At 60.3% G+C, this 19,392-nt stretch carries 14 protein-coding genes and 2 pseudogenes; 5 read left to right on the forward strand and 11 right to left on the reverse strand.

The features are described from left to right. Window positions 1-157: 157 nt before the first annotated feature. A complete protein-coding gene (locus ABDX87_RS20795) occupies window positions 158-2,194 on the reverse strand; it encodes an NADH:flavin oxidoreductase (protein ID WP_346829569.1) in 2,037 nt (678 codons plus the stop codon). A gap of 216 nt (window positions 2,195-2,410) precedes the next feature. Between ABDX87_RS20795 and ABDX87_RS20800 the strand changes: the two genes are divergently transcribed. Further along, entirely contained in the window at window positions 2,411-3,319 is a 909-nt protein-coding gene (locus ABDX87_RS20800; protein ID WP_346829570.1) for a glycine betaine ABC transporter substrate-binding protein, read from the forward strand. A gap of 160 nt (window positions 3,320-3,479) precedes the next feature. On the opposite strand, the gene ABDX87_RS20805 is transcribed toward ABDX87_RS20800, so the two are convergent. The 6 genes from ABDX87_RS20805 to minC form a co-directional block, all read right to left on the reverse strand. Further along, the gene (locus ABDX87_RS20805) at window positions 3,480-5,618 is read right to left on the reverse strand and encodes a mechanosensitive ion channel family protein (protein WP_346833577.1); all 2,139 of its coding nucleotides are present in this window, start codon (window positions 5,616-5,618) and stop codon (window positions 3,480-3,482) included. 65 nt (window positions 5,619-5,683) lie between these two features. After that, window positions 5,684-6,973 (reverse strand): M18 family aminopeptidase, encoded by a 1,290-nt coding sequence (locus ABDX87_RS20810; RefSeq protein WP_092409506.1) that lies wholly within the window; start codon window positions 6,971-6,973, stop codon window positions 5,684-5,686. Between the two features lie 1,010 nt (window positions 6,974-7,983). Further along, window positions 7,984-8,619: an RluA family pseudouridine synthase gene (locus tag ABDX87_RS20815; RefSeq protein WP_346829571.1), complete on the reverse strand. Its 636-nt coding sequence runs from the start codon at window positions 8,617-8,619 to the stop codon at window positions 7,984-7,986. A gap of 130 nt (window positions 8,620-8,749) precedes the next feature. Beyond that, entirely contained in the window at window positions 8,750-9,004 is a 255-nt protein-coding gene (gene minE / locus ABDX87_RS20820; RefSeq protein ID WP_037013831.1) for a cell division topological specificity factor MinE, read from the reverse strand. Further along, entirely contained in the window at window positions 9,004-9,816 is an 813-nt protein-coding gene (minD, locus tag ABDX87_RS20825) for a septum site-determining protein MinD (RefSeq protein ID WP_081565987.1), read from the reverse strand. The genes minE and minD overlap by 1 nt, the downstream gene beginning before the upstream one ends. Before the next feature lie 198 nt (window positions 9,817-10,014). After that, window positions 10,015-10,761, reverse strand: coding sequence for a septum site-determining protein MinC (gene minC, locus ABDX87_RS20830; protein ID WP_346829572.1), 747 nt, complete (start codon window positions 10,759-10,761; stop codon window positions 10,015-10,017). A gap of 145 nt (window positions 10,762-10,906) precedes the next feature. Between minC and ABDX87_RS20835 the strand changes: the two genes are divergently transcribed. The 3 genes and pseudogenes from ABDX87_RS20835 to ABDX87_RS29285 form a co-directional block, all read left to right on the forward strand. Beyond that, window positions 10,907-11,839 (forward strand): lipid A biosynthesis lauroyl acyltransferase, encoded by a 933-nt coding sequence (locus tag ABDX87_RS20835; RefSeq protein ID WP_346829573.1) that lies wholly within the window; start codon window positions 10,907-10,909, stop codon window positions 11,837-11,839. Between the two features lie 64 nt (window positions 11,840-11,903). After that, window positions 11,904-12,798, forward strand: a pseudogene (locus ABDX87_RS20840) (patatin-like phospholipase family protein); the annotation flags it as partial. A gap of 62 nt (window positions 12,799-12,860) precedes the next feature. Beyond that, window positions 12,861-13,109: pseudogene (locus tag ABDX87_RS29285) on the forward strand (patatin-like phospholipase family protein); the annotation flags it as partial. 150 nt (window positions 13,110-13,259) lie between these two features. Here the strand turns inward: ABDX87_RS29285 and ABDX87_RS20845 are convergent. From ABDX87_RS20845 to ABDX87_RS20855, 3 genes are all read right to left on the reverse strand, one after another. Continuing rightward, window positions 13,260-14,114, reverse strand: coding sequence for a pirin family protein (locus ABDX87_RS20845; RefSeq protein WP_346829575.1), 855 nt, complete (start codon window positions 14,112-14,114; stop codon window positions 13,260-13,262). A 216-nt stretch (window positions 14,115-14,330) separates the two neighbouring features. Further along, a complete protein-coding gene (locus ABDX87_RS20850; protein WP_346829576.1) occupies window positions 14,331-15,134 on the reverse strand; it encodes an MlaA family lipoprotein in 804 nt (267 codons plus the stop codon). Next, complete coding sequence (locus ABDX87_RS20855; protein ID WP_346829577.1) at window positions 15,127-16,425, reverse strand: serine/threonine protein kinase; 1,299 nt, start codon at window positions 16,423-16,425, stop codon at window positions 15,127-15,129. Before ABDX87_RS20855 ends, ABDX87_RS20850 begins: the two co-directional genes overlap by 8 nt. Before the next feature lie 221 nt (window positions 16,426-16,646). Here ABDX87_RS20855 and ABDX87_RS20860 point away from each other — a divergent pair, with 221 nt between their 5' ends. Next, window positions 16,647-17,018 (forward strand): hypothetical protein, encoded by a 372-nt coding sequence (locus ABDX87_RS20860; RefSeq protein WP_346829578.1) that lies wholly within the window; start codon window positions 16,647-16,649, stop codon window positions 17,016-17,018. A 569-nt stretch (window positions 17,019-17,587) separates the two neighbouring features. Here the strand turns inward: ABDX87_RS20860 and ABDX87_RS20865 are convergent. Beyond that, window positions 17,588-19,192 carry a glycosyl hydrolase family 17 protein gene (locus ABDX87_RS20865; protein ID WP_346829579.1) on the reverse strand — a complete coding sequence of 535 codons (1,605 nt, stop codon included), beginning with the start codon at window positions 19,190-19,192 and terminating at the stop codon, window positions 17,588-17,590. Window positions 19,193-19,392: the final 200 nt, after the last annotated feature.

Here is a 19,392-nt window from a genome sequence, read left to right on the forward strand (position 1 = left end):
TGGGAATAACATCCTGTGGGAGCGAATTCATTCGCGAAAATCGTCCAGAAGACAAAAATCCATCACCCGTGCCGACCCATCGCGAATGAATTCGCCATCACAGGAGTCGAGTGGAGTCGTCCCGTCGCGCCTCGGTGCCAGGCGCGACGGACACAGCCTACAAATCCTTCACCAACCGCAGCGCATCATAAATGGCCGCGTGGGTATTGCGCGCGGCCACCGCGTCCCCGATGCGGAACAGCTGGAAACGCCCGGCCGGGTTGGTCACCAGGTTCTGCACCTTCCCCGCAATCAAGTCATGCTGTTCGACGGCACCGCCGTTGCTGGAATGCGGGCGCAGGTCGAAATACAGGTCATCCAGCGGCAGCGTGCCGTGGTTGATCACCACTTGGTCGACCACACGTTCCTTATTGACCTTGCCGTAATCACTGCCGAAGACCGCTACCAGCTTGCCGTCACGCCTGAGTACCGACTCCACTCGATAGGTCACGGTGAACACCACGTCCAGATCCTGCAGGCTGCGCATGTACGGCACTAGGTTCATCGCCATCACTTCCGGCGAGAAGGCGCGGTCCGGGGTGACGATCTCCAGCCGTGCACCACTCTGCGCGATCACTTCGGCGGCTTGCAGCGCGGCGTGATCACCTGCGTCGTCGAAGATGAGCACGTTCTTGCCCGGTTTGACGTCCCCGGAAATGATGTCCCAGGCTGAGACCACCAGGTCGTTGCCTGCCTTCAGGACTTCCGTGTCCGGCAATCCGCCCGTGGCAACGATGACCACGTCCGGTTCCAGATCCTGCACCGTTTGCGCTTCCGCCCACGTGTTGAACTGAAACTTCACGCCCATCCGTTCGCACTGTGCCATGCGCCAGTCGATGATGCTGATCATCTCGCGGCGACGCTCGCTCAACGACGTGAGACGGATCTGCCCGCCGGGCTGGGCCGCAGCCTCCAGCACCGTGACGTCATGCCCGCGCTCGGCCGCAACGCGCGCCGCTTCGAGTCCGCCAGGGCCTGCGCCGATCACCACGACCTTGCGTTGCGTCGCGGCCTTGGGAATGTCGTGCGGCATGGTGGTTTCACGCCCGGTCGCCGGGTTGTGGATGCAATAGGCCGCGCCGCCCTGATAAATCCGGTCCAGGCAGTAGTTCGCGCCGACACACGGGCGTATGTCCTCTTCGCGTTTTTCGATGATCTTGCGCACGATGTGCGGGTCGGTCATGTGCGCGCGGGTCATGCCGACCATGTCGACCTTGCCCGACGCAATGGCGTGGCGAGCCGTCGCCACGTCGGGAATCTTGGCGGCGTGGAAGGTCGGGAAGCCCGTTGCGGCGCGGATTTCCCCGGCAAAGTCCAGGTGAGGCGAGTTACGCATGCCCTGGATCGGGATCACGTCCGTCAGGCCGGCATCGGTGTCGATGTGCCCTTTGACGACGTTGAGAAAGTCCACCAGCCCGCTGTCCTTGAGCTTGTGGGAGATGGCGATGCCTTCCTCGGCGCCGAACCCGCCCGGCAAGTCTTCATCGCCGGTGTAGCGCACGCCGAGCAGGAAGTCCTCGCCGCACTGTTTGCGAATTCCGCGCAGGATGTCGAAGGTGAAGCGCAGGCGGTTGTCCAGCGAGCCGCCGTATTCGCCTTGAAGGTCGTTGGTCAGCGGCGACCAGAACTGGTCCATCAAATGGCCATAAGCCTGAAGCTCCAAGCCGTCCATGCCCGCGGCTTTCATGCGCTCTGCAGCGTCGACGTAGTCCTTGATGATGCGCTGGATGTCCCATTCCTCCAGCTTTTTCGGGAACGACCGGTGGGAGGCTTCGCGCCGATGCGAAGGCGACACCACGGGTAACCAGTCAGCCTTGTCCCAGCGTGTCCGACGCCCCAGGTGCGTCAGCTGAATCATCACGGCCGCGCCGTGCTCATGGCATTCGTCGGTCAGGTCCTTCAGCCAGCCCACCACTTCATCCTTGTACGCCAGCACGTTGTTGAACACCGGCGGACTGTCACGGGACACGGCAGCGGAACCTGCAGTCATGGTCAGTGCAACACCGGCTTTGGCGCGCTCTACGTGATAGGCCCGGTACAAGTCTTTCGGCATGCCATCGACCGGATAAGCCGGCTCGTGGGAAGTGGTGATGATGCGATTTCTGAGGGTGAGATTCTTGATCGTGTAGGGCTGCAGCAGCGGATCGCTGGACATCGTGGGGCGCTCCTGTCGGGGAACATCAGGCATGGTTTGACGCAAAATTAGGTGGAATGTACATAGGTGTCAAGCATGGGTGACGCATGTGTACATTTTGCTTGCACCCACACTGGCTGTGTGGCTACTATCGGCCGAACAGCTGGCCGAGACTGGCGATTCGACACTTTCACTGCCGCACCCAGTAACACCCATACACGACAGGGGACATGCACGATGGATGCTTATTCGCCGTATAAGAAAAAACGTATTGGTTGGTTAGCAGGGATTGCCTTGACGACTGTGAGCCTGATCAGCCACGCCGCGGATCAACCGCCCGTGCGCATCGGATGGGTGAACTGGTCGGACACGGAAATCACGGTGAAGCTGGCCAATCTGGTGTTGGAAGATCAGTTGAAACAGCCGGTCAAGCTGGTGATGGCCGACATCGGTATTCAGTTCCAGGCCATGGCCAACGGTAATATCGATCTCATCCCGATGGTCTGGTTGCCGGGCACGCACAAGGCCTTCTACGACAAGTACAAAGACAAACTCGAAGACCTGGGCGTGCTGTATGAAGGTCGCATCGGCATGGCGGTGCCGGACATCGTGCCTGCCAGCGAAGTGTCGAGCCTCGCTGATTTGAACAAACCGGGCATATCGGAGAAATTCGACGGCAAGATCCTGACGTCGGAGGTGGGCAACGGGCAGTACAAACTGACCGAGAAAGTCCTCAACGATAAGAAGATCGTCGGTTACAAAATGGTCGCGTCTTCGGAAAGCGGCATGCTCAGCGAGCTGGACCGCAACCTCAAACGCGGGAAGTGGTCACTGGTCAACGCCTGGAGCCCGCACTGGATGTTCGCCAAATACCCGCTGCGTTACCTGGATGACCCGGAGCACCTGTTCGGCGGCACGGAGCAGATTCATGTCGTCGCCCGCAAAGGGTTCAGCGAGCAGTACCCGAAAGTGGCGCAGTTCTTCACCCATTTCTCGATCCCACAGGCTGACCTGCAATCGATGATGTCCGAAGCGCGTGAGCAAGGCAGCTCACCTGAAAAAGTTGTCGCTGCATACTACGCCGCGAACAAACAGCGTTTTGCGGCGATGGTTGAAGGGAACAAGACGGCGGCAATCGCCCCGTAACGTTGTCTGCAGAGATCGGGTTGCCGTGCCTCTGATGGGATGGCAACAACACCACTGTGGGAGCGAGCGTGCTCACGAAGACGCCGGTATGGCCGTGCAGCTGCGTTGGCCCGGCTGACGTCTTCGCGAGCAAGCTCGCTCCCACAGGTGATGTGATCGATCAGTGGGCGGATGCATCATCCTTCTTCCCGCGCAGCTCACTCACGCTGCCGCCGCTGGTGCTGACCTGCACATTCAGACGCGGTGTCGCCAAGTCCATCCCGGCCTCATCCAGATAACGTTTGAGCGACAGGTTGAACGCACGTGACACTTCCCATTGCTTGATCGGCGCCGTCTTGAAGCGCGCTCGCAGGATGGCGTTGCCCGACTCGAAACTTTCGACACCCTGAATTTCCAGCGGCGACCAGATGTTGCGGCGTTGCAGCGGATCGGTGCGCATCTTCTGGCCGACATCACGAATCATCTTCAGCGCGTCGTCGATGTTCATGTTCGACGGAATCGCGATGCGGAAAATCGCGTAGCCGAACTCCCGCGAATAGTTCTGGATGCTCTTGATCTCGCTGAACGGGATCGTGTGGACGATCCCGTCGATGTCCCGCAACCGGACCGTGCGGATCGTCAGCCCTTCGACCGTGCCCAGGTGTCCGCCCACGTCCACGTAATCGTCGATCGCCAACGAGTCCTCGATGATGATGAACAGGCCGGTGATCAAGTCCGCCACCAGCGACTGTGCGCCGAAGCCGATCGCCAGACCGATCACACCGGCACCGGCCAGCAGTGGCGTGACGTTCATGCCCATGTTCGCCAGCGCCACGATCACCGCGATGATGAAAATGGTCACGAACAGCACGTTGCGGATCAACGGCATCATGGTCTGCGCGCGGGCGTTGGCCATGCCTTTGCGAGAGCGGGTGAGGGCGTGGTGAATGGCGGTGTCGGCCAGGATCCACACCAGCCAGGCGAACATCAGCGTGGTCGCAAGGCCTGCAATACGCACACTGATGTCATGGCCGTCGCCTTCGGAGAAACGAATCAGCGACAGGCCCCAGACCCGCAGGCCCAATTCGATGAACACCAGCCAGACCAGCAAATGCACCACGGTGTAGAAAAAGCTTTTCAGCCGGTCCGAGTACAGCGCATGGCGTTTGTGGCCGTGGGACGGTTCCTGCGAATGACGACGCACCAGGCCGTTGAGCACCATGCACACCACCAGCAACACGGTGCAGATCAGCGACTGACGCAGCGCGGTGCTGGTGTCGCCCGCCGAGAAGAAGGTGGCGAACAGCGAGACGCCCACCAGCACCATCGCGGGCAAGTACCAGAAGCTGCCGAGAATCTCGATGGTGTCGCTCAGCGCCCGGCGTTTCAGGCGGCGGGACAGCGGTTGATTGCGGATCAAGTGCGCGATGGGGCGACGGAAACGCACGATGAACAGCCCCGTGGACACCGCCGCCATGACGTTGGCCAACGTGGCCGCAGTGTGTGCCAGATGCACGCCCAGGCTGGCGACGAGTCGCGGATCGCTCAGTGCTTCGCCAAACGCTGCAAAGCTGCCGATCCACCACAATGGACGGAAGGCCTGGTGACGCAGGATATGCAGCGCCTGGTGCCGGTGCGGACCGTCGAGCAGCGAAAACGCTATCACGCAGATCGCCGAAAACAACGTGCCGACCACCAACGCATAGGCCAGCACCATCGCCAGGTCGCGGCCCAATGACGGCGGCAGGGAATAACTGAGGTAGACGGTGATCACCAGCGCGATCAGCCAAGGGCCGAGTTTGCGCAGGGCAAAGCGCAACATGTCAGACGGGCGAGGGTGTTGCGGCAGCTCTTCCGACAGGCCAAAACGCACACGAACCCGGTGGCTTAGCCAGATCAGCGCCGCGGCCAGCAAGCTCCACAGCGCAATGACCACGGCGAAGCCGAAGATGATCGGCCACCACTGATTGGCGGGGAGCATCAGGTCCATCAGTTCCTGTTCGGCCAGCGACACCTCGTCGCCCCATCGGCTGAGCGGGCTGTCATCGCCGGTGAATTGTTTCTCGAATCCCGACAGCGTGCTGCCGATCAGCCCCAATACGCCCTGTTCTGCCGTGGGCTGGGCTTTCTTGGTGGCGTCACGGAGCTTTTTCAGGTCATCGAGCAACTTGCTGCGTTGCTGATCGTTCTCCAGCGAGGTGATCACCTCGTCCAATGACTGACCCAGTGGCTCTTGTGCCTGTGGCTGGGCTTTCTGGCCGCTCAACAGGCTGGGCAGACCGGCGGCCTGCGTCAGCGCGAAGGGAAACAGCGTCAGCATCACAATCAGCAGCAGACGCGACAGGAAGCAGGAGCGGAAAGGGTCGGTCACCGGGTCATCAACCTCTATGGCAGCTCGGCGCTGGCGTAAAACGCGCTGAGCACCTTCACCAGATGCGCGAGGTCCTGGCTGCCCGCCAGTTCGCGGATCGAGTGCATGGCGAAGGTCGGCAAGCCGATGTCGACCGTGCGCACGCCCAAGTGACCGGCCGTGATCGGGCCGATGGTCGAACCGCAGGCCATGTCGGTGCGAACCACGAAGCTCTGCACCGGCACTTCTTCAGCCATGCACAGATGACGGAAGAACCCGGCGGTTTCACTGTTGGTGGCATAACGCTGGTTGGTGTTGACCTTGATCACCGGGCCGGCGTTGAGTTTCGGGCCGTGGTTGCCGTCGTGCTTCTCTGCGTAGTTCGGGTGCACGCCGTGGGCGTTGTCGGCAGAAATCAGCAGCGACTTCTGGATCGTGCGCACATAGTCGTCGCCTTCAGGCAGCAGACGTTGCAGCACTTGCTCCAGCATCGGGCCGTCGGCGCCACAGGCGGAGGTCGAGCCGACTTCTTCGTGGTCCGTGCAGATCAGCAGGCACGTCTCGTCGCCATCGGCATTGAGCAGCGCTTGCAGACCGGCGAAGCACGACAGCAGGTTGTCCAGCCGCGCCCCGGCGATGAAGTCGCCGTTGAGACCAATGACGGCCGCGCTTTGGGTGTCGTAGAAACTCAGCTCGTAATCGAGCACCACGTCGGCGTTCAGGCCGTGCTCACGGGCGAGCTGGTCGGTCAGCAACGCGCGGAAGTCAGCACGTTCGTCGCCTGCGACTTGCGCGAGGATCGGCGGCAGTTCGTTCTGCGGGTTGATCGGCCAGCCTTCGTTGGCGGTGCGATTGAGGTGGATCGCCAGGTTCGGGATGATCGCGATCGGCAGTTTGAAGTCGATCAACTGGCTCTCGACCTTGCCGTCACGGCGGAAGGTGACACGGCCCGCCAGTGACAGGTCGCGGTCGAACCAGGGGGCGAGCAGGGCGCCACCGTAGACTTCGACGCCCAGTTGCCAGAAACCCTGGCGCTGCAGCTCGGGCTGCGGTTTGACGCGTAGGCACGGGCTGTCGGTGTGTGCGCCGACCAGGCGGATACCGCCGATCAATGGCGACAGGCGGCCGAGTTTGAAGGCGACGATGGAGGAGTCGTTACGGGTGACGTAGTAACGGCCGCCGGCTTCGGTGTGCCATGGCTCACGTTCGTCCAGGCGCTGATAACCGGCGCCTTCGAGGCGTTGCACAAGGCTTGCGGTGGCGTGAAACGGGGTGGGAGAGGCCTTGAGGAAATCGATCAGGCCTTGGTTCAACTCTTCGCGCATAAGTTACTCCAGACAGCAATGGCGGGAGTTTACAGGCCTCTGTGTGAGGTAGCGAGCTTGGTGGTTGTTGGATTTTATGGCGGGGGGCATATCTGACGTCGGTATCGACGCACCTTGAGTTTATGACGCTAGGGCCGTGCGCATATCCGTTATCTGTGGGGGGGCAAATTATGGTTCCGCTCTTACAGCGGGTCACTTTTTCCAAGAGCCGAAAAAGTAACCAAAAAGGCCCTGCTCCTGGTTTGGCTTCGACTTCGTCGAAGTACCCTCACTCCGGCGACGCTCCGTGGGCCCGCGCCGAACGGACATCCATGTCCTGACGGCGCTCTCGCGGCATCCATGCCGCTCGGCCCACTCCACGCCGCCTGCGTTCAGCCTGCACCCAAGTCGCGTTTTGTGTCGTCCAAACGTTCTCGGTATGAAGATCAAAAGCGGGAGCAGGAGCAGTTCACTGCCCCGCTTTTGATTCTGCCGAAGGCGTAGGAGCGTGGCTTGTCCCGCGATCTGCCGCGCAGCGGTAGCAAAATCAGACGACTCGGTTATGCCTGACATACCGCATGCACCGGTTTTGCTGCCGGTTCCCGGCAGATCGCGGGCAAGCGCGCTCCTACAGTTAAGAATGCAAGCAGACGATTGATGCACGTTCCAAAAAAGCGAAGAGCGTTAGCTCCAGCCCGCGTTGCTCTCTTACGCGACAGTTCAGACGACACAAATCGCGACTTGGGTGCAGGCTGAACGCAGGCGATGCGGAGTGGGCCGAGCGGCATGGATGCCGCGAGAGCGCTGCTAGGACATGGATGTCCGTTCAGCGCGGGCCCACGGAGCGTCGCCGGAGTGAAGGTACCTCGACGAAGTCGAGGCCAAACCGGGAGCCTGAAACCCTTGGTTACTTGGGGTTATCAAGTAACTCGCCGAAGGCGAAACAGGTCTGGCGTTAGCCAGACCCGTCAGCATCACTACATAAAACGGATATGCCCACCGATCCACGCGCCATCCAAAAAACAACGCAATCAAAAAGGCGCAGCACACTCAAACCGCAACCGCTCTCCCGAAACAGGGTGCGTAAACGCCAGCATGCTTGCGTGCAGACACAACCGCGGATAGGCCGCCAACGCCTCAGGATGCGCATACAGCCCGTCGCCCAGCAACGGATGCCCGATCGACAACATATGCACCCGCAACTGATGCGAACGCCCCGTAATCGGCGTGAGCTCGACCCGACAATGCGTGTCAAAACGCTCCAGCACCTTCCAGAACGTCAGGGCATGCTTGCCGAACTCATGATCCACCACATGCCGGGGTTTGGTCGGCGGGTCATAACGAAGGGGCAAGTCGATGCTGCCGCTGTCCAGCGCAGGCTGTCCCCAGGCCAGCGCGGTGTACGCCTTTTCGGTTTCCCGGTCATGAAACTGGCGAGACAGCTCGCGGTGCGTGTCCGCGTCCCGGGCGAGCAGGATGATCCCGGACGTTTCCCAGTCCAGCCGATGGACAATACGCGCCTCGGGGTAGCCGTTTTCCTGCAAGCGCGTGATCAGGCAATCCTTGTTGTCGTCAGCACGACCGGGGACCGAAAGCAGCAGGGTGGGTTTGTTCACCACCAGCACGGCGTCGTCCTGATGGAGAATGTGAACATTGGACAGCGGCATCAAACAGCCTCGTAGCTAAACGGTCTCGTCGCAAAAAACAGACCCGTTGAAAGCGCCAACGGCGGCTCGCTCACCCGCACCCCGCAAAAGGGTACAGGTGACCGAGCCGCCGTGGCGACTGCCTGTTCGATCAACGATCAGGCAGGGTGATATTGAGTTCCAGAATCGAGCAGCTGCCGTCGTTTTCCAACGCGACATGCACGTCATCGTTGCCGATATTGACGTATTTGCGAATCACCTCAACCAGTTCCTTCTGCAAGGCTGGCAGGTAATCCGGGGTGCTGCGTTGGCCGCGTTCGTGCGCCACGATGATCTGTAGACGCTCTTTCGCTACCGACGCGGTGCTTGGCTTTTTGTTGGCACGAAAGAAGTCAAAAATACTCATTAATTACCCCCGAACAGACGTTCGAAAAATCCTTTTTTCTGTACGTCCAGGAAGCGGTGCTCGCGGTCTTTGCCCAGCAGGCGGTCGACGGCATCGCTGTACGCCTGGCCGGCGTCGCTCTGGTCGTCGAGGATGACCGGCACGCCCTGGTTGGAAGCCTTGAGCACAGCCTGGGATTCAGGAATCACGCCCAGCAGGGTGACGGCCAGGATTTCCTTGACGTCTTCCACGCCCAGCATCTCGCCCTTGCTGACGCGCTCAGGGTTGTAGCGGGTCAGGAGCAGGTGTTCCTTGATCGGGTCTTCGTTGCGCTCGGCACGACGCGATTTGCTGGCCAGCAGGCCCAGCATGCGGTCCGAGTCACGTACGGAGGAGACTTCCGGGTTGGTCACGACGATCGCTTCGTCGGCGAAATACATCGCCAGGTGAGCGCCCGTTTCGATACCGGCAGGGGAGTCGCAAACGATGTACTCGAAAGACTCCTTGAGTTCCATCAGGACTTTTTCCACGCCGTCTTTGGTCAGCGCTTCCTTGTCACGGGTCTGGCTGGCGGCCAGCACGTACAGACCTTCGATCTTCTTGTCCTTGATCAGGGCCTGTTGCAGGTTGGCTTCGCCGTTGACCACGTTGACGAAGTCATAAACGACGCGACGCTCGCAACCCATGATCAGGTCGAGGTTACGCAGGCCGACGTCGAAGTCGACGATCACTGTTTTGTGGCCGCGCAGAGCGAGACCGGTACCGATAGCGGCGCTGGTGGTGGTCTTGCCCACACCACCCTTGCCGGATGTAACCACGAGAATCTTGGCCAAGGTGAATCACCCCTAGAGGAAAAGGATTTTTAGTCCCTGAAGAGCCCCTCGTGACACAGCGTGATTCGAGCAACGGTGGAGACACGCGCCTGGTATAGGCTCATGTTTCGAGAAAACACATGAATTTCCCGGATTTCCTTTCCCTTTGCATCGTTTTCGCGGTGAATCAGAGTGGCTTTGAAAATGGCGCAGTATCCGTTAAAGACGGGTGATGTTCAACACGTCGCCGGACAGACTGACCTGTACCCCGGCTCCCCACAGAGGATCTCTGCGCAGGTCTTCGGAAACCTTGTATTGCCCGGCGATGGAGACCAGTTCGGCCACCATTTGCTGGCAGAAAATCCGCGCTTTGGTATCGCCTTTGATGCCCGCCAGTGCCCGGCCCCGCATGGGACCATACACATGGATGTTGCCATCGGCGAGAAGTTCCGCGCCGGGGCTGACCGAGGAAATCACCACCAGGTCCGAGCCCTGGGCATAAATCTGTTGGCCTCCGCGCACAGGGGCCGTGATTATCTTGGTCGGCTTGATCAAAGGCTCGGGTGGCTTCTCGATGATTTCGGGCTTTTTCCGGACTTCGCCTTCCGTCGGATCGAGCGGTCGCTCCCGCGCGCCGGAGGGTGGCAGAACGGGCAGATCGATGGCGATGGCGGCGGCGATGTCTTCAATGCGGTTGGCGCGGATGGCCAAGGTACGCAGGCCGTGCTGGCGACAGATGCGCATCATCGCCGGCAGGTCGATCGCGCCTTCGTTGGGCGGCAGCTTGTCCAGCGCCAGCACCAGCGGGGTATTGCTGAAGAAGTTCGGGGCCTGGGCGACTTTTGCCGCCAATTGACGATCCAGCGCTTCGAGGTTGTTGCGGGCCAGCTCCAGCACGGTGATGGCCAGCATGCTGCCCTTCAACTGGAACACGGGATCCTGATCTTGCAATTCGATTTGGCTCATGTCGGCATACAGCGGCTTGTCGCTAAAAGTGCCGAGACTTATAACGAGAACGCCCGCGAGTCGCAAGGGAGCTGCAACTGACGAACCGCCACCGATCCCGTCGAGACGATGTAGAATGCCCGCCTTTGCCTTGACGGAAGCTGTAATGGATCGCCCGCGTTTTCGAGCTCAATTTCTTCATCCACGCTACTGGCCGCTCTGGCTGGGGCTGGGTTTGCTCTGGCTGGTCGTGCAGTTGCCGTTTCGGATGCTGGTGGCCATCGGCCGGGCACTGGGTGGCGTCATGTATTACTTCGCCACCGACCGACGGATCATTGCCGCGCGCAATCTGGAGCTGTGCTTCCCTCAATACTCCAAAGCCGAGCGCAAACGCCTGCTCAAGGAAAACTTCGCCTCCACCGGCATCGCCTTTTTCGAAATGGCCATGAGCTGGTGGTGGAGCCCGCAACGGCTGGCAAAGCTGGCCCATATTGAAGGGCTGCAGCACCTAAAGCAGCCGCATCTTGAAGGGCAGGGCGTGATTCTGATGGCGCTGCATTTCACCACCCTGGAAATCGGCGCAGCACTGCTCGGCCAGCAACACACCATCGACGGCATGTACCGCGAGCACAAAAACGCGTTGTTCGATTATGTTCAGCGCCGGGGCCGTGAGCGTCACAACCTGGATTCCATCGCCGTCGAGCGCGAGGACGTGCGCGGGATGATCAAGCAGCTGCGCAAGGGCCGCGCCATCTGGTACGCGCCGGATCAGGATTACGGCGCCAAGCAGAGCATCTTCGTGCCGCTGTTCGGCATCCCGGCCGCCACCGTCCCGGCCACCAGCAAGTTTGCCACCCTTGGCCGTGCGCAGGTCGTGCCGTTCACCCAGGAGCGTCTGGCGGACGGCAGTGGCTACAAACTGGTGATACACCCTCCGCTTGAGAACTTCCCCGGCGAAAGCGATGAGGCCGACTGCCTGCGCATCAATCAATGGGTCGAGCGGGCAGTCACGGCATGCCCTGAGCAATATTTGTGGGCGCACCGGCGCTTCAAAAGCCGACCACCGGGCGAGCCGAAACTGTATAAAAAGCGTGGTTGAACCCCAAGGCTGAGCCTTCATGACGACAAGCGCAACAGAACAAAAACCAGTCAGCAGCGCTTCTATGGGCTCGCAGGTTCCAGACGCCACCGAGCCGGTCACCGGTCTGATCCTTTCGGGCGGCGGTGCCCGAGCGGCCTATCAGGTCGGCGTGCTGGCGGGCATCGCCGACTTGCTGCCGGTCGGCGCCAAGAACCCCTTTCCCGTCATCGTCGGCACCTCGGCTGGCGCGATCAACGCGGTGAAGCTCGCCAGCGGCGCGGCGCAGTTTCGTACCGCGATCCATGAACTGACTGACTTCTGGCAAAGCTTTCGCAGCCATCAAGTGTTGCGCAGCGACTGGGCGGGTGTGATTCGTCAGGCGGCACGATTCTTCGGTCGCAGCCTGCTGGGCATCGGTCGCAAACAAGTGCCCGTCGCCCTGCTCAACAGTTCGCCGCTGAAGGCATTGCTCACTCAGAGGCTCGATCTTCAAGGGATCGACGAGGCCATCGAGGCCAGGCACCTGCACGCGGTGGCGGTCACTGCGTTCGGGTACGAGTCGGGTCAGGCCGTCACCTTCTACCAGGGCAAGGGCACCATCGACGCCTGGTTGCGGCATCGGCGGATCGGCGTGCCGACCAGGCTGTCGGTCGATCACTTGCTGGCCAGCTCGGCGATCCCTCTGTTGTTCGCGCCGGTCAGGCTGGAACACGAATACTTCGGCGATGGTGCTGTGCGTCAGTCGGCGCCTATCAGCCCGGCCCTGCACCTGGGCGCCAATCGCGTGCTGGTGGTGGGCGTCAGTGGTAATCCGCGCGGGCTGGGCGCAAATACGCCGATTCAGCGTGCGGTGAGTGGTGTGCAGCCGAGCCTGGCCCAGATTGGCGGGCACATGCTCAACAGCACGTTCATCGACAGTCTCGAGAGTGACATCGAATTGCTGGAACGGCTGAACCTGCTGAGTCGCATGCTGCCTCCCCAGATTCCTCATCAACCTTCGCCTCAGGTCTCGGAACAACCGACGCCCGCGCAGTCGCTGGCGCCGGTCGAGGTGTTGGTGATCTCTCCCAGCCAACCCATCGATGAGATCGCTGCACGCCATCGCCGGGAACTGCCGCCCGCGTTGCGCACGTTTCTGCGCGGCCCGGGCGCGACCAAGACCAGCGGGGCAGGGGTGCTGAGTTATCTGCTGTTCGAATCGGGGTACTGCAGCGAGCTCATCGAACTGGGCCGCCGCGATGCGATGGCCCAGAAAGAACAGTTGATGAGGTTTTTGCGGCTGGATTAAACACGCGTCTGGAAACCTGTGGGAGTGAGCTTGCTCACGAATGTCGACTGTCAAACGCCACAGGTGTGTCGGATGTACAGGCCTCTTCGTGAGCCAGCTCAGTCCCACAGGGTATTTGAGGCCAGCGATATTGCGTAATCCGTTGGCCGCTCACGCCGTCAGCTTGTCATCCCGAAAATCGCGCAGCGCCTGCTCGATCTCTTCGCGGCTGTTCATCACGAACGGGCCGTACTGCACGATGGGCTCGCCCAGCGGTTTACCGGCAATCAGCAGCACCTTGCTGTCGGCCGATGCGGTCAGTTGCAGCTCACCGTTTTCAGACAGTCGAGCCAGACGGCTCTTGCCGAGTTTCTGCGGTTGACCGGCGATTGCCACCTCACCTTCGTACACATACAGCAGCACACGATGACCTTCCGGGACCTTGGGGGCGATGGTCGCGCCAGCCGGCATATGGAAGTCGAAATACTGCGGCTCGGTGTCCGGACGCTGCACCGCGCCGGCCTGATGTGTCTGACCGTCGTCGAACTGCCCGGCGATGACGACCACGTCGACGCCGTTCTGCGTGGTGATGCGTGGGATGCGTTCCGGCTGGATGTCGTCGTAACCGGCATCGCCCATCTTCGATTTGCCTGGCAGGTTGAGCCACAGCTGGAAGCCGCGCATCACGCCTTCTTCCTGCTCCGGCATTTCGCTGTGGATCACGCCGCGCGCCGCAGTCATCCATTGCACGCCGCCGCCTTGCAGCAAGCCGACGTTGCCCATGTGGTCTTCGTGGCGCATACGACCTTCGAGCATGTAGGTCACGGTCTCGAAACCACGGTGTGGATGGGGCGGAAAACCTGCGATGTAGTCGTCCGCTTTGTCAGAACCGAACTCGTCGAGCATCAGAAACGGGTCGAACAACTCGACACCGGGACCGCCGAAAACGCGTGTCAGCTTGACGCCCGCGCCGTCCGAGGTCGGTTGACCGGCCTGGATCGACAGCACTTTGCGTAATTGAGTCATGAGGCTCACTCCGGAACAGGTGGGAATGGCGCCTATGGTATGCCTGTTGAGGCGATAGATGGTTGACGATTTTGCGAGGGATTGATCGACTTTGTAGATGGTTTTGCCGCCGCATTGTAGGAGCGCGCTTGCCCGCGAAGGCGTTCTGTCAGACGGCATCGGTGTGCCGGAAAGATTGCAATCGCGGGCAAGCGCGCTCCTAAAAGGGGATTGGGTTTACTCCGAAATCTGCAACTTGCGCGCCTCGGTGTACACGTACCGCACCTTCTCGTACTCGAACGGCGAATCCATCTGTCCATAACGGAAGCTGGTGGTGTAGCGCCGGTCGATCGCGCGCAGCAGGTAGAGCTCAGGATGGTCCTGGCTGACCTGTGCAACGTTCAGGAAGTTGATCTGCGATTCGGCGGTGAAGTCGAACACCAGACCGCCGGTGTCACGGAAGTTCGACGGGCCGAGGATCGGCAGGACGAAGTACGGACCGGCAGGCACGCCGTAGAAGCCCAAGGTCTGACCGAAGTCTTCACTCTGCTTGGGCAAGCCCATCATGGTCGCCGGGTCCCACAGGCCCGCGATGCCGATCGTGGTATTGATGATCAGGCGGCCGGTGGTTTCCATCGAGCGCTTGCCCTTGAACTGCAGCAGGCTGTTCAGCAGGTTGGGGACGTCGCCCAGGTTGCTGAAGAAGTTGCTGACGCCGGTGCGGACGAAGCTGGGCGTGACGTATTTGTAGCCATTGACCACGGGCAGAAAGACCCATTCATCAAACCGGTAGTTGAAGTGGTAGACCCGGCGGTTCCACGATTCCAGCGGGTCATAGACGTTGAGGGCGTTGAGCGAGGAACGCTCAAACTCCTGCGCATCCAGGCCGGGGTTGAATTTCAGCGACTTCAACGGCTCGGTGAAGCCGTCGTCGTTGTCCTGGCGCTGCACGGGCGCGGCTTTGGAGACGATCGGCGCATCGGCCGCGTGAACGGCGCCTGCACAGAGCAGGGCGGCAATAAGCAATAGACGTTTAGCCACGGAAAAACTCCAGCATGGCGTCGCTGTTGACGCGATAGTTCATGTTGCCGCAATGACCGCCATAGGGGTAAACGGTCAGGCGATCGCCAAAGGTCTTGCGCAGGAATCCGAGGTCGCCCGGGCCGAGGATCACGTCATCGGCGTTGTGCATCACGGCAATTTTCTTGCTGGTGCTGAGGTAGTCCTTCAATGCATACAGGCTGACCTGATCGACCAGTTGCAGCAGGCTGCCGCCATCGGTGCGGGCGCGCCACATCGGGATCACCTGTTCGGTCACGTAGCAGTCGAAGTCGCATTGCAGTGCGCGCTTGAGGAACGGTGTCAGGCTGGTGCCTTCGCTGATCGGCGTCTTGGGCGGTGTAATCAGGCCGCGACGGTTGATCAGGTCCGACGTGAAAGCGATGTCGGCGGCCGAGAAGCGGAACGAAGTGCCGATCAGCATTGCCATCTGTTCGTTGGACAGGTGCTGTTTGGACTGCTGGAAGTCGTAGAGCAAGGCGTCGTTGAGGTCGATGTAGCCTTTTTCGCGGAAGTAACGGGTCAGTTTCTGCAGTACCAGCTCATAGAAGGTGGTGCTGTTGGTGATGCCCTTCACGTCGGTCTGGACCATTTTGTCCAGATTGGTGATCGAGGTGTAGAGGTTCACCGGCGGGTTGATCAGCAGCACTTTCTTGAAGTTGAAGCTGCGACGGGTTTCGTCGAGCTTGCTGACAAAGGCTGCGTCCAGAGCGCCGAGGCTGTAGCCGCTGAGGTAATACTCGGTGACTTGCAGCTTGCTCTGCTGGGCACGCACGGCCTGCATCACGCGGTACAGGTCTTCGGCGTCTTCGGACGTGACGCCGGGTGTGGCGAAACGTGAGGCCGCGCTCATGAAATCGTAGCTGGTAGGCGACGAAAGCTGCACGACGTTGTAGCCCGCTCCGTAATACAGCCGCTTGAGGTATTCGTTGAGGGTGCTGTTGTAGGGCGCGCCGGTGCCGGCGATGAGAAAGATCAGCGGCGCGGGTTTATCCTGTTTCGCCAGGCGGTACCGCAGTTTCTTCACGGCCCAGAAGTTGTCGGGCAGCGTGAACTCACGGTCAGGGCGCAGCGTCAGGCTGTAGTCGTCCTGATCGATGTCGGCGTCATCCGGCACCTTGGCACGCAAGTCAGGCGGCGTGGTGGCGATGGTCGCTTCAAACGGGTTGGTGAGAGGGAAGCCATAGCTGGACGGGTCGATGTCGACCGCCATCACGGACGCACTCAAGAACAAGCCGCCAGAGAGGGCGGCGAGGCGCAGAAAACGAAGCATGACTAAATCCCTTGGGAAAGAAGTGCTGTTGAGATACGCAGGCTATGACACGGGTGTAGTGCCAAAGTGCCGTGCTGGCAAGCAAGCCGGTACAGACCCTAGGCGACAATACACGTTCTGGCACTTCTGGCGTGTGTGGTTGTGCTTTTAATGTGATGTGGTTTCTGTCTGTACACGGCTGCAGCTATGCTGGGCATCGTTTTCCTGAGCTGGGGTGTTCCGTGTCGCGTCGTCTGCCGCTGGTTGTTCTGTTCGCTGTATTGGCCCTGTGGCTCGCCGCCGTTTATGGCGTGCGTTACGGCCTAATGGAAGACGTGCAATGGGTCGGACTGTGTTCTGAGGGCGCCGAGAAGTGGCAATGTCAGGTGCGCTCGAATCTGGGCCTGATGATCCATTTCGGAGTATTTGGCTGGGGCGCGCTGATCGCCTCGGTGATCGCGTTCTTTGTGCCGCATCGGGCGGGTCGAGCACTGGCGCTGCTCGGTTTGTTGCTGGGGATGCTGGCGCTCGTGTTGTATTCGGCGAGCCTTGCGGTGTTCGCCGTGGTGATTGCCGGGTTGCGGCTGGTGCGGGCGACGAACGTTCGACCCTGAAAAACCCAAACGCCAGACAGCATAAAGGGGAGCCGAGGCTCCCCTTTAAATCGTTGCACGTGCTCTTTTTTTATTGTTTTAGGGCGGTCTATTGTTGTTTTTGGCAACCAGTCCCTTCACAGCGTTCTTCAGTGATCCCCATCCGGGATACAAGAGCAAACGTATTTTTTTGAGCGCTGATCTGCTTTGATCCAATTCGCTTGTGGCGAAGATCCAACCCGTTCCGGACGCTACCTGAAGGTAGTTTTATTGTTCTCTGTCGGGCTGCGAGGCCAAGACCTCGCTAAAAGCACATCTACTCCAAAAAAATCTGTTGGCTGCGTCTCTGTACCGTTGTTCTTGTTATGTCAGAGCCGATTCATCTTATTTTTATTGGGTTTTCACATTTTGTTCTTGTTATGCAGGAGATATAGCAGGTGCCGTGCCAACTTTTTAAATGCGTTTAAAATCAATGAGTTGTGAAATTTCTGAGTTTTCAAGACCGGCGTTGCTGGCCCATTCTGTTTCCGTGTTACCCGTATTCTGTTTTGGAATCCCGCCATCGGTAACACAATGTGTTTCGTGTGCCGTCACCCGGATGCGCGCTCGAGTTCCGGCAACGACGAAGGCTGGACGTCCCGTGACGCCGCCCTCACTTTCAGGCTGCGCCACAGCGCCAACGTCATCAGCACGCTGACCACCGCCCACGCCCATGCCTGAGGATTGCTCAATCCTTCGCGGAACAACTGTGGGACGATACCCGCACCCACAATAAAGGCGAGCAAGCCGATTTCCCGGCGCGGTGCCCTCACGGGTCTGACTAAATAGAAGAGCGCGGGCAGCCATAAGGTTGAGGTGGCGAAGCTGCGATAACGCGGATCGAACACCATTCCCAGCATCATGACCGACGCGGCGAACCCTGCGGCGCCTAGCCACCACGCAGCGCGGGATTCGAACCAGATGAACGCGCGACCGCGCCATCCGGACCGTGCGCTCAGCGTTAATGCCGCATGGGCGAGCACCAGCAGATTGAGCACCACCAGCGTTACCGCCCACAGGTACTCACCTGCGGACCGGCTGGTCACACGCGCCAGCTCGCCCCATGTGCCGATGCAGCCTGCGCCGAACACCGCGAGCAGCGGCAGAATCACGGCACTGCGCGCGTGCGTTACCCGTCCGGCCAGTGCCAGGGTCGCCAGGCTGATGACGCCACTCACCAACAGCCAGAACGGCCACCAGGACAGGTTGGACACCGGGCCTGCCAATACGCCTTTCTCCTGGCGATCGGCGTCGAACAGACCCCAGTAACCACCGACCGCGCCTTCAGCCTCGCGTTTCCAGGGCTGGTCGAAGGCCTCGATCAGGTTGTAATGCCAGCCGTTCTGTTCGGCCATCGCGACAAAACTGCGAATGAACTTCGCTTCATTGACCCGACTCGGCAAGGCGGTCTCGCGCTGACGACCTTCGCTGGGCCATCCGGTCTCGCCGATGAGAATATCCTTGGGGGCGAACTGCCTGCCGAAGGTCTGACGGATCTGCGCCACATGGGCCAGCGCGTCATCGATTCCTTTCGGATCGTCTTCCCAGTAAGGCAGCAGATGAATGGTCAGGAAGTCCACGGCGGGCGCGACTTCCGGGTACTGCAGCCAGTATTCCCAGACGTCGGCGTAGGTGACCGGCTGTTTGACCTTAGCTTTGACCTGACGAATCAGTTTCGCCAACTGCGCGCCGGTCACTTCTTTACGTAACAACGCCTCGTTACCCACGATCACGGCGGTGACAACATCCGGGTAGGCGTTTGCGGCCGCCACCAGCGCGTTGACCTCCTTGGCCGTGTCCACGGGGTTGGCGTTCACCCAGGCGCCCAACATGACTTTCAATCCATGTTTGCGCGCCAGTTCAGGAATCGCTTCCAGGCCGGTCATCGAGTAAGTCCGAATGCACTCGAAGCGCGTTGCCAGCAAGGCCAGGTCGGCATCCATTCGCGCCGGGCGCAACGTGAACGGCTGATCGAACGGCGATTGGTCCTTGTCGAACGGCGTGTAGGACGCGCATTGCAGCTTGTGTGTCGGGGTCGCCGCGTCCGGCAAAACCACTGGTTTACCGAGCCCATACCAGTAGCCGGACAGGGCGATCAAAGCAAACAGACAGGAGAACAGGTAGAGAACGACAGGCGAGCGGGAGGTGGCGGGCATGATCGGGCCGAGAGGGGACAGAGAGCCGCAGTCTATCAAGCCAACGCCATAACATCTGTAGGAGCGTGGCTTGTCCTGCGATCTGCCGGGAACCGGCAGTCAAATCTGAAGGGTGGGTCATCGCTGGCACACCCAAGTCGTCTGGTTTACGACTGATTCTCAGCCGATCGCGGGACAAGCCACGCTCCTACTCGTGAGCG

The sequence above is a fragment of the Pseudomonas abietaniphila genome, from assembly GCF_039697315.1.
GTDB classification, from domain to species: domain Bacteria; phylum Pseudomonadota; class Gammaproteobacteria; order Pseudomonadales; family Pseudomonadaceae; genus Aquipseudomonas; species Aquipseudomonas abietaniphila_B.

Coding starts and splice junctions, on each gene's coding strand:
- ABDX87_RS20795 (WP_346829569.1), bottom strand. CDS start 2,194: ATGTCCAGCGATCCGCTGCTGCAGCCCTACACGATCAAGAATCTCACC.
- ABDX87_RS20800 (WP_346829570.1), top strand. CDS start 2,411: ATGGATGCTTATTCGCCGTATAAGAAAAAACGTATTGGTTGGTTAGCA.
- ABDX87_RS20805 (WP_346833577.1), bottom strand. CDS start 5,618: ATGCTGACGCTGTTTCCCTTCGCGCTGACGCAGGCCGCCGGTCTGCCC.
- ABDX87_RS20810 (WP_092409506.1), bottom strand. CDS start 6,973: ATGCGCGAAGAGTTGAACCAAGGCCTGATCGATTTCCTCAAGGCCTCT.
- ABDX87_RS20815 (WP_346829571.1), bottom strand. CDS start 8,619: ATGCCGCTGTCCAATGTTCACATTCTCCATCAGGACGACGCCGTGCTG.
- minE (WP_037013831.1), bottom strand. CDS start 9,004: ATGAGTATTTTTGACTTCTTTCGTGCCAACAAAAAGCCAAGCACCGCG.
- minC (WP_346829572.1), bottom strand. CDS start 10,761: ATGAGCCAAATCGAATTGCAAGATCAGGATCCCGTGTTCCAGTTGAAG.
- ABDX87_RS20835 (WP_346829573.1), top strand. CDS start 10,907: ATGGATCGCCCGCGTTTTCGAGCTCAATTTCTTCATCCACGCTACTGG.
- ABDX87_RS20845 (WP_346829575.1), bottom strand. CDS start 14,114: ATGACTCAATTACGCAAAGTGCTGTCGATCCAGGCCGGTCAACCGACC.
- ABDX87_RS20855 (WP_346829577.1), bottom strand. CDS start 16,425: ATGCTTCGTTTTCTGCGCCTCGCCGCCCTCTCTGGCGGCTTGTTCTTG.
- ABDX87_RS20865 (WP_346829579.1), bottom strand. CDS start 19,192: ATGCCCGCCACCTCCCGCTCGCCTGTCGTTCTCTACCTGTTCTCCTGT.